Below are 14,637 nucleotides of genomic sequence, written 5' to 3'. Positions count from 1 at the left end.
AGGTTGGTTTGATTGATTATTTGTCATTTTCTTACTCATTTTTTCGCCAACTCTATACAGATCCCAGCTACGTTTCCTGTAGCATCAGCATGTGCCGCATCGTGTGCAGCTTTTGCCATTTTTTGTACTACGGTATCTGATATAAAAAGTGTATTTAACATTTGTGCTAATGTTGTTCCGTTGAATTCAGCTTGTGGGATCAGCTTTGCTGCTCCACGTTCCACGAGATACATAGCATTTTTAGTTTGATGATCATCAACAGCATGAGGTAATGGAACAAATACCGCAGGTTTAGCAGCCATCGCTAATTCAGAAACAGTAAGTGCGCCTGCTCGACAAATAACGACATCAGCCCATTTATATGCTTCTGCCATATCATCAATAAATTCGGTAACTTTTACTTTCTCTTCAGGTAAGCCATATTCTTGATAGCTTTCTAAAACAGCTTCTTGATTGCCCTTACCTGTTTGATGCCATACATCAATACTTTGAAGCTTTATTTGCTTCATCGCTTGCGGTACAGTCACATTCAATATTTGCGCACCTAAGCTACCGCCAACAACCAATACTTTTTTACTGCTTGCAGGTTGTTCTGGTACTACATTTTCAATCGCAATAATGTCGCTTCTTAACGGGTTACCAATCACCTGATGTTCAATGCTTGCATCAAAAGCACCAGGAAAAGCACTTAATACGCGCGTCGCTATTTTTGATAAAAATCTATTACTCATTCCAGCTACAGCATTTTGCTCATGCAAGACTAATGGTTTTCCCATAATCCAAGCAGCAACGCCACCTGGTGCACTTGCATAACCGCCCATGCCCAACACAACGTCTGGCTGAACTTTACGAATAACTTGAGCTGACTGATAAACAGATAACATCAATTTAAAAGGGGTTTTTAACCACTCTTTCCAATTTTTATTTCGTAGGCCCGCAATGTTAATAAAAGATATATCGTAGCCGTGTGCTGGAACTATGGTCGCTTCCATGCGTTTAGCTGTGCCTAACCAATGGACATTCCACCCAACTGATTTTAATTTGTCTGCAACCGCAATACCTGGGAATATATGTCCACCAGTACCACCCGCCATCACGAGAATGGTTGGTTTTTTACTGTTACTTTGTTCTGTAGTGCTTGCTTCTGTGCTATTTTGCTCAGCATTAGTGTTTTCGTTATTTAAAATCTTACTATCACTCATTTCTTTCGACCTCCATTACTGGTTGCTTGAATACTCTGCAACCTAATTTCATGGTCGATTCTTAATAATACAACTAGTGCAATGGTCATAATAATCATTGAACTACCGCCATAACTGATCAGCGGCATAGTTAAACCTTTTGTAGGAACGATCCCTGCGCTTGCTCCAACATTAACGGCAGCTTGAAAGCTAAACCAAATGCCAATAGCGTAAGCAAAAAAACCTTCAAAATACTTTTCTTTATTGACTGCATTTCTACCTAATAGCAATGCTTTGACAACCAAGGTCATGCTAAGTAATAAAATTGCCGCAATACCAACAAATCCAAACTCTTCAGCTAAAACAGCCATTACAAAATCTGTGTGTGCTTCAGGTAAATATTCAAGCTTTTGAATACTATTACCTAAACCTTCACCAAATATTTCACCTCGGCCATATGCCATCAGCGATTGAGTTAGCTGATAACCAGATCCAAATGGGTCTTTCCATGGGTCTAAAAAACCAGTAACTCGCGCCCATCGATAAGGAGAAAGATAAGCCAGAGCTGATATGGAGACTAATCCCATTAACGCAATAGAGATGAACTGCCATAATTTAGCGCCTGCTAAAAATAACAAACCAAAAGTCGTTACAAACATTACAATCACTGTTCCTAAATCTGGTTGGAACAACAACAAAGTAGCAAGTAAACCAAAAACAACTAATGGCTTAATAAAGCCTTTAACGTTTTCCATCACTTCGTTACGTCGACGTACTAAATAAGCCGATAAATAACAAAAGAAAAACAGTTTTGCAGGCTCAGCAGCCTGTATGGTAATTGGACCTAGCATTATCCAACGTTGTGAACCGTTTACTGTGCGACCGATAATCAGTACAGCAACCAGTAAAACAATGCCAAAAATAAGTAAATTAGTACTGTGTTTATGCCATATAGCTAAAGGGATCTGCATAACAATTCCCGCAACAACAAGACTTAAACCGATATATATAGAATGACGAATAATGAAATGGAATGGATTTCCAAACATGCGTTCAGCAACGGGCATCGACGAACTTGCTACCATCACTAAACCGATCATATACATAGCAAAAGCTAAAATAATATAAGTACGATCAAAGGTTTCAACGTTTGAAGACTTAACAGTTAACCACTGTGGAAGCGCAGGAAACTTAAGGTTATCAGTGAAGGTAGTCATTAACTTACCTCCTGTACTGAATGAATCGCTTTAACAAAAGCTTGTCCGCGCTCTATAAAATTCTTAAACATATCAATACTTGCACAAGCTGGAGACAATAAAACCATATCGCCTTGCTTAACTGAAGCACTCGCTAATTTAACGGCTTCTTCTATTGATGAAACTTTAATACTGTTTTCAGCTAATTCAGCAATTTTATCGCCGTCTTTTCCTAACGTATAAAGTACGTTGACATGTTGAGCCATAACGTCTTTTAATGGCGTAAAGTTAGCGCCTTTGCCTTCACCGCCAGCAATTAATATAAGCTTTTGGTTTTTACCTACGACAGCAGATAAACCTTTTATAGCCGCTAAGGTTGCGCCCACATTAGTAGCCTTAGAGTCGTTTATCCATTGAATACCATCTTGGCTTTCAATACGCTCACAACGATGTTCTAAACCTTTAAACCCTGATAGCGCTTCCACCATTAATGGTAACGACCAACCTGCATTTACCCCTAAAGCTAAAGCAGCTAAATAATTCAATGCGTTATGCATTCCCGCTAAAGGTAATGTATTTAATGTAATGAGTTTTTCGTCGCCATACATAAGGTATGCAATGTCATTAAATACTTCGATACCAAAGTGCCCTGTTTCAGGTTTATCAGTACCGAAAGAAATTTGTTCTTTTACTGCATCATTAGGTACTTGAGTAGCAAGATCATCACGATTTACAACAACCACACGACTTTGTGGGTAAATAGCTTGTTTAATTGCAGTATAATTCTCTAGTGTTTTATGACGATCCAAATGGTCATCACTCACATTAAGAATACTGCCAGCCATCGCTTGCATACTTGTTAAGGTCTCAAGCTGAAAACTAGAAAGCTCTAATACAAGACAATCAATCTCTTGTTCATTGTCAGAACCATGAACAGCTAAAAGATCTAAAACAGGTACGCCAATATTACCGCCAAGCTGAGTTTTATAACCTAGCTTGTTACCTAAGTAATGTAGTAAAGACACAACAGTCGATTTACCATTCGAGCCTGTAACAGCCAAAATAGGTGTTTTACTTAATTGACAATAAAGCTCTACATCGCCGATAACTTCACAATCAGAATTTATACTGCTTTGAATAACTTCTTCATTTAGATCAACACCTGGACTAAAAATTAACACTTCAGCATTTTTAATCAGCTCAGCGTTCCATTGTCCCGTGTGTAAAGTCACTTCAGGGAAGTCTTTATTAAAAGCACTTAAATCTGTTGGCTTTTCTCGGCTATCGTTAACAGCACAGGTAATATTATTATTTTGCAAAAAGCGCACGCAAGAAAGTCCTGTTAGGCCAGCGCCCAACACGACAATATTCTTGTTTTTGTAATGTGCTAATTTTTGCATTTAACTAATTTTACCTTTGAGTTATTTATTTCTTATCTCAATCTTTCTAACGTAGTTTTAATGTCGCTAAACCAATTAATACTAAAACCACTGATATGATCCAAAACCTAACGATTACTCTTGGCTCTGGCCAACCTTTTAATTCGTAATGATGATGAATGGGCGCCATTCTGAAAATGCGTTGCCCACGTAATTTATATGAGCCTACTTGTAAAATAACTGACACGGTTTCTACAACAAAAACACCGCCCATAATAAATAACACAAGCTCTTGTCTAACCAGTACCGCAATAACACCTAACGCAGCGCCTAAAGCTAAAGAACCTACATCGCCCATAAATACTTGAGCTGGGTAAGTGTTAAACCATAAGAACCCTAAACCTGCACCAACAATTGCCGTACATACCACCACTAACTCACTGGTTAATGGGATATGAGAAATATTTAAGTACTCGGAGAAGTTTGCATTACCCGTAACGTAAGCAAATAAACCTAAAGCGCCAGCAACCATAACGGTTGGAACAATCGCTAAACCGTCTAAACCATCGGTTAAGTTAACAGCGTTACTCGTACCTACAATCACGAAGTACGTCATTACAATGTAGAAAATACCTAATTGAGGTAATACATCTTTAATAAACGGAATAACTAAGGATGTTTCTTCAGGCGTTTGAGCAAATTGATATAAGAAAATAGCTGTTGCTAAACCTACAACCGTTTGCCAAAAGTACTTCCAACGAGCGATTAAGCCGTTTGAATCTTTTCTAATGACTTTGCGGTAATCATCAACAAAACCAATGATACCGAAGCTCACCACTACAAATAAAACAACTTGTACGTAAGTGTTTGATAAGTCAGCCCATAACAAAACACTAAATACAATTGAGGCTAAAATTAATATGCCGCCCATTGTTGGTGTGCCTGATTTAGATAAATGACTTTGAGGTCCATCGTCACGTACTGTTTGACCTATTTGCATATCTTGTAAATATTTGATCAATTTAGGACCAAAATATAAAGAAACAATTAAGGCTGTTAAGGTGCTAACAATGGCTCTAAAAGTTAAATATGAAAAAACATTAAAGGCACTAAAATATTGTGTTAAGTATTCTGCTAACCAAAGTAACATTATGCTATTACCTCTTTAGAAGATTGATATTGGGTAATAATTTCTTTTACAACGTGTTCCATATGAGCGCTTCTTGAACCTTTAATTAATATTGATATTTGTTGTTCTTCATTTTTTAATAACGGGTGAAGAGCTTCGATTAGCGCTTCTTTCGAACTAAAATGACAGCTTGTTTCTTTTGATTGATTAAAAGCATCAGCAGTTACCTGACTTAAAACACCTACCGTTAGTAAATGTTCAATTTTACAATCACGAGCATATTCACCCACTTCTTGGTGATAACTTCTCGCCTCAGCACCTAACTCACCCATGTCACCTAAAATTAAAATGCGCTTTCCTGGGTAACTCGCCAGTAAATCAGTTGCTGCTTTTATAGATTCCACATTAGCGTTGTAGGTATCATCAATCAGTCTAATACTTTCAGTTATCTGATGAATATTTGAACGCCCTTGCACTGGCTGCATTTCAGCTAAACCTAAACGTATATCATCTAAACTTACGCCAAACTCTATCGCGATAAGTGCAGCTGCAACGGCGTTACATACATTATGTTTACCAGGTACAGTTAACTCGATAAAGGTATTACCGATATGAGTATTTAAGGTAAAACTTGCGCAACCTCTATCGTCTAAAACAACATTGGCGCTGTAACAATCAGACTCGCTTACACAAGAAAAACGACGTACGGTTTTGTTTTCTAAACGCCATTGCCATTTATCTGCAAACTTGCAATCTTGATTGTATAAAGCAACACCATTTTCAGATAAGCCTTCAAATATCTCGCCTTTTGCACGTGCAACACCACATAAACTACCAAAACCTTCTAAATGAGCAGCAGCAATGTTATTAATTACGGCAACATCAGGTTGAGTTAATTCAGTTGTATAAGCAATTTCGCCAATATGATTTGCTCCTAGCTCCACTACTGCATAATCGTGATTATGTTCGAGCCTTAATAGCGTTAATGGCACACCAATATCGTTATTGAAATTACCTTTAGTAGCTAAAACATTGCCCACACGAGATAGAATAGCTGAAGTCATTTCTTTAACTGTTGTCTTGCCACTACTTCCAGTTATAGCAACAGCTTTAGGAGCTACAGTTTTCTTAACAAAGGCAGCAATTTGACCTAATGCTTTGTGAGTATCTTTTACAATAATCTGTGCTAATTGAGAATCAACTTGATGATCAACAATAAGCGCTGAACAACCTGACTTTTCAGCCTGTTCAATAAATTTGTGGCCATCAAAATTAGGGCCTTTAAAGGCTAAAAACAAATCGCCTTTATTTATCGCACGTGTATCGGTAGTAATATTATCGATAGATAAATCAGCACCCACTAATTGCCCATCAACGGCGCTAGCAATACTTGAAAGTGCTAATAAAATCATAGCATTGCCTTTTTAGCATAAATTGATTGAACAAATTCACGCTCGTTGTAGGCAAGTTTTTCATTACCTATTACGATGTAATTTTCGTGCCCTTTACCCGCAAACAAAATCATATCGCTTGCTGTAGCTGTGTTTATTGTATTTTCTACAGCTTCACTGCGCGTTAAGATAACCTTAGCTTTTTCAGGAAACTTAAAGCCTTGTAGTATTTCATCAGCAATATCCGTTGGAGATTCATTACGAGGGTTATCGTTAGTAATAACCACATGATCTGCATATTGCTCAGCAACCGCTCCCATTAAAGAACGTTTACCGTTGTCGCGATCACCGCCGCAACCAAACACTACATATAAATCACCTTGGCAATGTAATCGACATGCTTTAAGTGCACTTTCTAGCGCATCAGGAGTATGAGCATAATCAATAACTGAAGCAGGTAAGTTAGCTGATGAAATCACTTCCATTCGACCAATAATAGGTTTTAATTCTTTAATGGCTTTGGATATTTTTTCTAAGCTGTAACCTTGGCTTAATAACACAGCAATAGACGCTAAAAGGTTACTTACATTAAAGTCGCCCATTAAGACGCAAGTAATTTTTATATGACCTGCATACGTTTCTAAACTAAATTCAACACCTTGCGCTGTATGCTTAATGTTGTTTGCGTATACAAAACACTTATGTTCTTTTACTGCTTCTTTTAAACCATAAACAAAAATAGTTGAATCTGTTGTCCAGCTTTTTAACCAAGCTTGAGCACAAGTATCGTCACCATTTAGTACAGCAATTTGTGCTGTATCTTTGGTGAAAATTTGTTCTTTAGCTGACGCGTAATTTTCCATCGTTTTATGGTAATCAAGATGGTCTCTGCTTAAGTTTGTAAACACAGCAACATCAAGAATTGATGGTGAAACACGATTTTGATCTAATGCATGCGACGATATTTCCATAGCTACGTGGCTAATATTGTCATTAACAAAGTCATTCAATAATTTATTAAGTTCTGTAGGACCTGGCGTTGTATTTACTAATGGCGTTAAAGCATCTAATTTACCTGCGCCAACGGTGCCAATAACAGCACACGATTTACCACAACCTTCAAATAATTGAGCAATAATTTGGCTCGTTGTAGTTTTACCATTTGTGCCAGTAATACCTACCGTGGTTAGCTTATTGTGTGCTTGTAAATAATATAAACTTGCCAGTCTTGATAAATGTTTATGCAGCTCAAAGAAGTGAACAAGTGTTACCGTTCTTTGAGACTTTTTAGTCTCTGAATCTGTCGCTGTTTGTTGAGCTTTTTCAACTTTTCTTAGCTCAATTTTTCCATGCAGACTTATGTCATCACATTGAATTAAAATAAGCTCAGCGCCAGACTTTATAGCTTGATCAATATAATCGCGACCGTCACTTAGATGACCTAAAGTCGCAGCAAAAATATCGCCCGCTTTAACTTGTCTGCTGTCGTTTACTAGATCACGTTCTTCTTGCTCTGACAATTCTATATTCAACGGAATGTTAAAAGCGTTTAATGCTAGATGTATTGAAAAGCGAGGTGTATTAGACATTGTCTTTATCCTCTACTTTTTTAACAGGCTTAGCTTTAACATGGCTAACTTTTACTGCGTTAGCGCCTTCTAATTTATCAGGTGCGATATTTAACAAATGCAATGCACCTTTCATAACGCGAGAAAATACAGGAGCTGCAACTTCACCACCGTGATACATATCACCGCTTGGTTCGTTAATCACAACAACAACTGACAATTCAGGATTAGTTATAGGTGCTATACCTGCAAATAAACCGACATAATCGTTTCCGTAACTACCTGCCATCGCTTTAAATGCTGTACCTGTTTTACCGCCTACGCGATAACCATCAACAATAGCGGCTTCAACATGCTCGTTAACAACTTGCTCAAGCATGTTTACAACTTCTTGCGTATGTTCTTCAGAAAAAATACGCTCTGACTTATTAAACTGATTATTTTCAGGTGTTGCTTTTAAAATAGTTAAGGTACGTTTAACACCGCCATTAGCTATCGTAGAATAAAAACGCGCCATTTGAAGTGGCGTAGCTGCTACACCCATACCATAAGATAAAGTCGCTAGCTCGATTTGAGACCAACGTTGACGATCATGCATGATGCCTGAGCTTTCGCCCATTAAGCCGGTGCCTGTATCTTCACCAAAACCAGCTTCAAAAAACTTATCTAGGTAATATTCTTTTGGTAACGACAAGGCTAATTTGGTTGTTCCCATATTTGATGAGTTAACCAAAATATCTGTAAGGCTTTGCTTACCATAATTGCGCGGGTCACTTACACGGCGTCCGCCTAATCTCATATAACCAGGCGAGGTATTGATAATGGTATCTTTATCAACTGAGCCGAATTCTAAAGCACTGATCACCGTTAATGGCTTCATGGTAGAGCCTGGCTCGTAAAAGTCAGTAATTGCTCTATTGCGAAAGCGATGAATCGCTGTATTTCGTCTATTATTTGGGTTGTACGACGGACTATTTACCATAGCCAAAATTTCACCTGTGTGAACGTTAGTTACCACAACTGAACCTGATGTCGCTTTAAAGGCTTTTACTGCACCTTTTAATTCTTTATAAGCAAGTGCTTGAATACGTTGATCAATACTTAATTGAACATTTTTTGGTGGTGTTGCATCTTCCACTTTCAAAATTTCAATTTTACGTCCTTTCGCATCTTTTCTGTATTGGCGTGTTCCATCAGTACCTGTAAGTAACTGGTCGTAAACACGTTCAACACCTTCAATACCTTTATCATCAACATTGGTAAAACCAACAATATGAGCACTGATCTCGCCAGCAGGATAAAAGCGTTTTGATTCTTTTCTTAAATGAATACCTGGGATTTTTAACTGACGAACATAATTCGCCATAGCTGGAGATACTTGACGTTCGATATAAACAAAACGTTTAGTAGGATGGCGTAATACACGGCTGGTTAGTGTATTAACGTCTTGATCTAAAACATCAGCTAATGCTTGCCAATGCTCTTTCATGTCTAATGCTTTATTCTGCATAACTATTTTCGGGTCTGCCCAAATAGTTTCTACAGGAACACTTACCGCTAACTCGTCACCATTACGATCAACAATAGAGCCACGCTGTACCGTTTTAGCTGCTGTGCGAAGTGAGCGCATGTCGCCTTGCTCTTTCAACATATCAGGTTCGATAATTTGAATGTAAGCACTGCGAGCCACTAAACCTGAATAAACGAACAAGATCACACCTAGCACAACGTAAAAACGCCATGCTACAGTGGTAGGCTTGTATTTTTCATTTCGTTTAGTCATTTTTTTGCTCATGGCAAAGTAATAATCACTTCTGATTTAGCGTCTGGACGCTTCATGTTTAATTGTTTAGCTGCTTTACTTTCTATCGCGCTATGCTCAGCTAAGCTGTTTTGTTCTAATAATAAGTTACGATATTCAATATCTAACTCGTCACGCTCAACTAATAAGTTCTCAAAAGAACTGGTGGTTTGACGATGCATATGAGTGAAATAAATCACATAAAATGCTGAAACCAGAACCGACATAAGTAAAATAAGTACTAAAATATTACGCTTTAGGTCTTTCCATATTTCAAATGCTAGAACGATCTTTTTAGATGCCATAATCTATTGCATCTCGTTTATCGTGTAAGTCTCTGAGCGATACGCAATACAGAGCTTCTTGCTCTGTTATTCACTTCTAATTCATCTTTACTTGGCTTCAATCTTCTACCCACTAACGATAACTTTTTACCTTTTTGTAACTCAGCTTCGCTAATAGGTAATCCACGTGGTACTTGCTTACCTTGCGAATGTTTCTTCATAAACTGTTTAACAAGTCTATCTTCTAAAGAATGAAAGCTAATAACCACTAAACGTCCGTCTTCTGCTAATACAGATAATGAAGACGCTAGTACTTTTTCAATTTGTTCAAGTTCGCTATTAATATAAATACGAATAGCTTGAAAACTACGTGTTGCTGGATGCTTTTTAATTTCTCTTTGCGGTGCCACCGTTTTAATTAACTTGGCAAGCTCAGAGGTACGGGTAAAAGGTGTTTCTTCACGAGCATCAACAATCGCATTCGCAATTTTCCATGCGTGCTTTTCTTCACCAAAAGTTCTTAGCACCCAAGTAATATCTTCAACATCAGCTACGGCAATCCATTCTGCTGCTGTTTGACCTTTACTGGTGTCCATTCTCATATCTAATGGACCATCTTTCATAAAACTAAAGCCACGGTCTGCATCATCTAATTGAGGTGATGAAACACCTAAATCTAATAAAATACCGTCGACTTTTTCTAATAAGTTGTGTTTGTTAGCAATAGCTTCTAATTCTGCAAAGCCGTTATGTTCAATAAGAAAACGAGGATCATCAGCAAACTTTTCAGCAGCGGCAATAGCCGTTAAATCACGATCAATCGCAATTAATCGTCCTGAGTCTGAAAGTTGAGAAAGGATAAGGCTAGAGTGTCCGCCACGACCAAAGGTGCAGTCGATATAAACACCGTCTGGGTTGATAGCTAGTCCGTCTACTGCTTCATTGAGCAATACTGAAATGTGTGAATTATCTATTTGCATTTTTTTATTAAATAACCGTATCGTTAATTGTTATATCTACCGAATGACTCGATTGATACTATAAAGACAAATCGAGTAATCTTTCTGTAAGCTGGATATCGCTGGCTTGCATTTCACTAATATCTTGTTGCATTTGTGTTTGCCAAGCTTGTTCGCTCCAAATTTCAAATTTTTTCAACTGGCCAACTAAAATAATATTTTTTTCTAAACTTGCGTGTTGTCTTAATGGCCCATTGATAAGTAATCTTCCACTTTTATCAATTTCACAATCAGAGGCATTACCTAATAATTTTTGTTGAGCAAGACGTTCTTGAGGATTCATGCTCGACAATTCACACAACTTTAATTCTATTTCTTCCCATTCGTGGATCGGGTAAAGCAATAAACAAGGATGTTGAATATCAACTGTGCACACCATTTTTCCTTGGCAATCAGCAAATAGCTCCTCGCGATACTTCGTAGGTACCGTGATTCTATTCTTGCTATCTAATGTGATTGAGCTGGTGCCTCTAAACATAACCCTGTCTTTTTGTTGGGTGGATCAGTTTTGATCCACTTTTTCCCACTTTTATCCACATTGGACAGTTTAGATAGGAAAGCAAGGTTCTGTCAAGCAAAGAATCATGAAATTGATCTCGCTAGATCTCAATAAAATAAAGGCTTTAGGGGAAGTTTATGAAAATGTGGGCTTTTGTGGATTTACAGCCCTTATTTTTACTGGATATTAAATTTTTTGTTACTATTTTATACAATATTTGAGAGACTGAATTAAAAATGAGGGATAAATTCCCATTTATAACTTTAATATATTTTATGCAATTCCCACGTTAATAACGGCCTAAACCGCATCTCGTTGAAATGTTAAATAATGGTGGGATTTTATACAAATAGATAGCTTCTGACCTAATTCGAAGACTTGTTCATGATGAAAACTGAGTCTGTTGATGTTCAATTCTTCTGAATTTTCGATACTATTTACAATGTAATGATAACCTTGTTCAGTGATCCCTATGTGATTAACGACAACATTAGGTTTATTATCAAAAACAACGTCAACATCTTTAGGTTTAATCAGCATAACTTGTTTGTTCTTACTTTCGGCAAGCGTGCTTTCATCAGAACGACTATCACTACTTTCATTAGTACTTTGTATATGATTGCTGAGCTGAGTCGTTGAATCTAATTCGATAATACCTAAAGCTGTTTCAATCAGGTTTTCTGTTTTTTTGAACGGTAACCAACTCCCCAGCTGAAGAAAGTCTGCAACTTGCCAACTATTAGGATGCTGACTCACGTATATTGGCGAGCCTATTTGTAATAACTGACCTTCATACATCACCGCTATTTTATCCGCAAATGTAAAAACTTCGTCTTTATTGTGAGTAACAAAGATAGCCGTCATGTTTAACGATTTGAGTAATTGACGAATCTCTATCATCAATTCATTACGTAAACGTGCATCAATATTAGAAAAGGGTTCATCAAGTAATAATACTTGTGGCTGAGGCGCTAAAGCACGAGCAATAGCAACACGCTGCTGTTGACCTCCTGATAATTGATGAGGATAGCGCTGACCAAGATCTTTTAATTCTAATAAACTCAGTAATTCGTTAATTCTTGCTGATCTACTGGCTTTGTCTAGCTTATCAATTCCAAAGCCAACATTTTTCTCAACCGTTAGATGGGGAAATAAGGCATAGTCTTGAAATATCATCCCGATGTTACGTTGCTCTGGCGGTAATAAATTTTGTTTCGTGATTAACGCTGAATCACCAATAGAAATACTACCATCTTCTTGCTCAATAAATCCTGCTAAGGTGTTTAGTAATGTCGTTTTACCACAGCCACTTGGACCGACTAAACCTAATATATCACCTGCTTCAAGGGCAAAGCTGATATCCGACAAAATAGTTTTTTGTTGTAGTTTCACCTGTAATTGATGAATTTCTATAATGTGGGTCACGCCTTATCCTCGTTTTTATTTAACCAAATAATGGGAATTAATCCAAATGCTACAATCAAAATAGCGCCAATTGCACCTTGCTCAAGTCGTTCGTCTGAAATGAGTTGATATATTTGCGTGCTTAAGGTGTCGAAATTAAATGGACGCAATAGTAACACGGCAGGCAATTCTTTCATGGCTTCAACAAAAACTAACAACCAAGCAATAAAGATTGATGATTTAAGCAGAGGGATATGTACCGTTAAAATACCTTTTAAGCGCCCCACTCCTAAACTTGGCGGAGCTAAATCAATAGACGCAGATATTTGTTCTACGCCACCTGAAATGGTGCCATTAGCAATGGCTGAAAACCGAACAACAAAGGCAAATACAATCGCAAAAATAGTGCCTGATAAAATAAGCCCTGGTTCTTCCAATCCCATATATGCAGCTAGGTCATTTATATAATTATCTAACGGGCCAAATGTCGCTAACATTGCCATTGCTAATACAGTGCCAGGGATAGCATAACCAAAGCCAGATGCATTAACAGGCAATGTTTTCAGTTTGTCTTTATGTAAGCGTTTATAAAGGACTAAAACAAGCGCAATACATGTCGCAATAGTGGCAGTATAAACAGCTAATTCAATACTATTAAATCCTGTTGAAATCAGTTCATCTATTTGTTCAAAGCTCGCATATTCTAATGCCATGATGACCAGCAGTGCTAAAGGCAATAAAAAACCTAATACAGCTAAACCCCAACAAAATAAACTGGCGAGTATTTGCTGTGGCGCCGTTAATAAAATTTCATGGCTAGAAGTTATCGGGCGATTAGATTGATGCCTTTTGTTCATTCGCACTTTTTGTTCAAATAACACCACTAAAAACACCATCAGCATAAGTAAGCTGGCTAAAGCATTAGCAGTTGATAAGTCGCCATAACCTAACCAAGTATCGTATACCGCAGTAGTTAAGGTATTTACAGCAAAGTATTGCACGGTAGCAAAGTCAGCTAAGGTTTCCATAAGCACTAAACTGATCGCGATAGCAATTGCAGGTCGAGCTAAAGGCAGCCCTATTTTATAGAAACTTTGAAAAGTAGTTAAACCTAATAATCGGCTGGCTCGATGAAGATTTTGATCTTGTTGCTCAAACGCTGTCCGAGTCAACATATAAACATAAGGAAATAACACCAAAGAAATAACAACGCCAGCACCGAGCAAAGTTCTTATATCAAAAAACCAATAATCACTAGGCGAACTCCAATTAAATGTCGTTCTGAGAAAACGTTGCACAGGCCCAGCGTAATCAAACAAATCTGTATACAAATAAGCAACTAAATAGGCAGGCATAGCTAATGGCAACATGAGTAACCATCTAAGAGTATTTTTGGCTTTGATATTAGTTTGAGTAATTAATGCCGCACAAGTCACACCAAAAAGGCTTGATAGAATGCCAACAATTAAAGCTAAATATAAGGTGTTTACAATGTAGGTGGGTAATACGGTGCCCCATAAATGGGAGAATAATTCGGTCGTGGCACTTAAGCCACTTCCTAACATAATAAAAATAGGTAGTATTAATACACTTGCGATAACCCAGCTAATAATGCGCCAAGCTTTACTGCGGTTACCTGATATCAAGATACTACACTGCCATTTTTATTATGAATTGATGAGTTTACACAGATCAATTCATAAATCGAACTGGCATCAGGCTTAAAGTTTATCAGATTAATGCTAATAAAATCATCAACATTAATCTGTGTTTATTATTTATTCAA

General features: G+C 37.5%; 12 protein-coding genes. All 12 read right to left on the bottom strand.

Annotated features, from left to right (window positions below; translation table 11 throughout):
• Positions 1 to 35 precede the first annotated feature (35 nt).
• The 12 genes from murG to ACPUVN_RS00950 all read right to left on the bottom strand — a co-directional run bounded on the left by murG (position 36) and on the right by ACPUVN_RS00950 (position 14,497).
• Positions 36 to 1,202, bottom strand: coding sequence for an undecaprenyldiphospho-muramoylpentapeptide beta-N-acetylglucosaminyltransferase (gene murG, locus ACPUVN_RS01005; protein ID WP_426369780.1), 1,167 nt, complete (start codon positions 1,200 to 1,202; stop codon positions 36 to 38).
• Entirely contained in the window at positions 1,199 to 2,398 is a 1,200-nt protein-coding gene (gene ftsW / locus ACPUVN_RS01000; protein WP_426369779.1) for a cell division protein FtsW, read from the bottom strand. Before ftsW ends, murG begins: the two co-directional genes overlap by 4 nt.
• The gene (gene murD / locus ACPUVN_RS00995) at positions 2,398 to 3,777 is read right to left on the bottom strand and encodes a UDP-N-acetylmuramoyl-L-alanine--D-glutamate ligase (protein ID WP_426369778.1); all 1,380 of its coding nucleotides are present in this window, start codon (positions 3,775 to 3,777) and stop codon (positions 2,398 to 2,400) included. Before murD ends, ftsW begins: the two co-directional genes overlap by 1 nt.
• A gap of 46 nt (positions 3,778 to 3,823) precedes the next feature.
• Positions 3,824 to 4,906, bottom strand: coding sequence for a phospho-N-acetylmuramoyl-pentapeptide-transferase (gene mraY, locus ACPUVN_RS00990; RefSeq protein WP_426358431.1), 1,083 nt, complete (start codon positions 4,904 to 4,906; stop codon positions 3,824 to 3,826).
• Positions 4,906 to 6,297, bottom strand: coding sequence for a UDP-N-acetylmuramoyl-tripeptide--D-alanyl-D-alanine ligase (gene murF / locus ACPUVN_RS00985; RefSeq protein WP_426369777.1), 1,392 nt, complete (start codon positions 6,295 to 6,297; stop codon positions 4,906 to 4,908). The genes mraY and murF overlap by 1 nt, the downstream gene beginning before the upstream one ends.
• On the bottom strand, positions 6,294 to 7,865 hold the full coding sequence (locus ACPUVN_RS00980; RefSeq protein ID WP_426369776.1) for a UDP-N-acetylmuramoyl-L-alanyl-D-glutamate--2,6-diaminopimelate ligase: 1,572 nt from the start codon (positions 7,863 to 7,865) through the stop codon (positions 6,294 to 6,296). Before ACPUVN_RS00980 ends, murF begins: the two co-directional genes overlap by 4 nt.
• Positions 7,858 to 9,639, bottom strand: a complete 1,782-nt coding sequence (locus ACPUVN_RS00975) for a peptidoglycan D,D-transpeptidase FtsI family protein (protein WP_426358434.1) — start codon at positions 9,637 to 9,639, stop codon at positions 7,858 to 7,860. Before ACPUVN_RS00975 ends, ACPUVN_RS00980 begins: the two co-directional genes overlap by 8 nt.
• Positions 9,636 to 9,950, bottom strand: coding sequence for a cell division protein FtsL (gene ftsL / locus ACPUVN_RS00970; RefSeq protein WP_426358435.1), 315 nt, complete (start codon positions 9,948 to 9,950; stop codon positions 9,636 to 9,638). Before ftsL ends, ACPUVN_RS00975 begins: the two co-directional genes overlap by 4 nt.
• Positions 9,951 to 9,967: 17 nt before the next feature.
• Positions 9,968 to 10,909, bottom strand: a complete 942-nt coding sequence (gene rsmH, locus ACPUVN_RS00965; RefSeq protein WP_426369775.1) for a 16S rRNA (cytosine(1402)-N(4))-methyltransferase RsmH — start codon at positions 10,907 to 10,909, stop codon at positions 9,968 to 9,970.
• 58 nt (positions 10,910 to 10,967) lie between these two features.
• The gene (mraZ, locus tag ACPUVN_RS00960; protein WP_426358436.1) at positions 10,968 to 11,426 is read right to left on the bottom strand and encodes a division/cell wall cluster transcriptional repressor MraZ; all 459 of its coding nucleotides are present in this window, start codon (positions 11,424 to 11,426) and stop codon (positions 10,968 to 10,970) included.
• A 321-nt stretch (positions 11,427 to 11,747) separates the two neighbouring features.
• Positions 11,748 to 12,872 carry an ABC transporter ATP-binding protein gene (locus tag ACPUVN_RS00955; RefSeq protein WP_426369774.1) on the bottom strand — a complete coding sequence of 375 codons (1,125 nt, stop codon included), beginning with the start codon at positions 12,870 to 12,872 and terminating at the stop codon, positions 11,748 to 11,750.
• Entirely contained in the window at positions 12,869 to 14,497 is a 1,629-nt protein-coding gene (locus tag ACPUVN_RS00950) for an ABC transporter permease (protein ID WP_426358438.1), read from the bottom strand. The genes ACPUVN_RS00955 and ACPUVN_RS00950 overlap by 4 nt, the downstream gene beginning before the upstream one ends.
• Between the last annotated feature and the right edge of the window lie 140 nt (positions 14,498 to 14,637).

The organism is Pseudocolwellia antarctica (assembly GCF_049933045.1).
Taxonomy (GTDB): Bacteria; Pseudomonadota; Gammaproteobacteria; order Enterobacterales; family Alteromonadaceae; genus Pseudocolwellia.
The sequence above is the reverse complement of the archived record's forward strand: the minus strand, read 5'-3'. Positions and strand labels throughout refer to the sequence as shown.

Bases quoted from the DNA above. Each gene is read 5' to 3' on its own strand.
- murG (WP_426369780.1), bottom strand. From the start codon at position 1,202: ATGAGTGATAGTAAGATTTTAAATAACGAAAACACTAATGCTGAGCAA.
- ACPUVN_RS00980 (WP_426369776.1), bottom strand. From the start codon at position 7,865: ATGTCTAATACACCTCGCTTTTCAATACATCTAGCATTAAACGCTTTT.
- rsmH (WP_426369775.1), bottom strand. From the start codon at position 10,909: ATGCAAATAGATAATTCACACATTTCAGTATTGCTCAATGAAGCAGTA.
- ftsL (WP_426358435.1), bottom strand. From the start codon at position 9,950: ATGGCATCTAAAAAGATCGTTCTAGCATTTGAAATATGGAAAGACCTA.
- mraY (WP_426358431.1), bottom strand. From the start codon at position 4,906: ATGTTACTTTGGTTAGCAGAATACTTAACACAATATTTTAGTGCCTTT.
- murD (WP_426369778.1), bottom strand. From the start codon at position 3,777: ATGCAAAAATTAGCACATTACAAAAACAAGAATATTGTCGTGTTGGGC.
- ftsW (WP_426369779.1), bottom strand. From the start codon at position 2,398: ATGACTACCTTCACTGATAACCTTAAGTTTCCTGCGCTTCCACAGTGG.
- mraZ (WP_426358436.1), bottom strand. From the start codon at position 11,426: ATGTTTAGAGGCACCAGCTCAATCACATTAGATAGCAAGAATAGAATC.
- murF (WP_426369777.1), bottom strand. From the start codon at position 6,297: ATGATTTTATTAGCACTTTCAAGTATTGCTAGCGCCGTTGATGGGCAA.
- ACPUVN_RS00975 (WP_426358434.1), bottom strand. From the start codon at position 9,639: ATGAGCAAAAAAATGACTAAACGAAATGAAAAATACAAGCCTACCACT.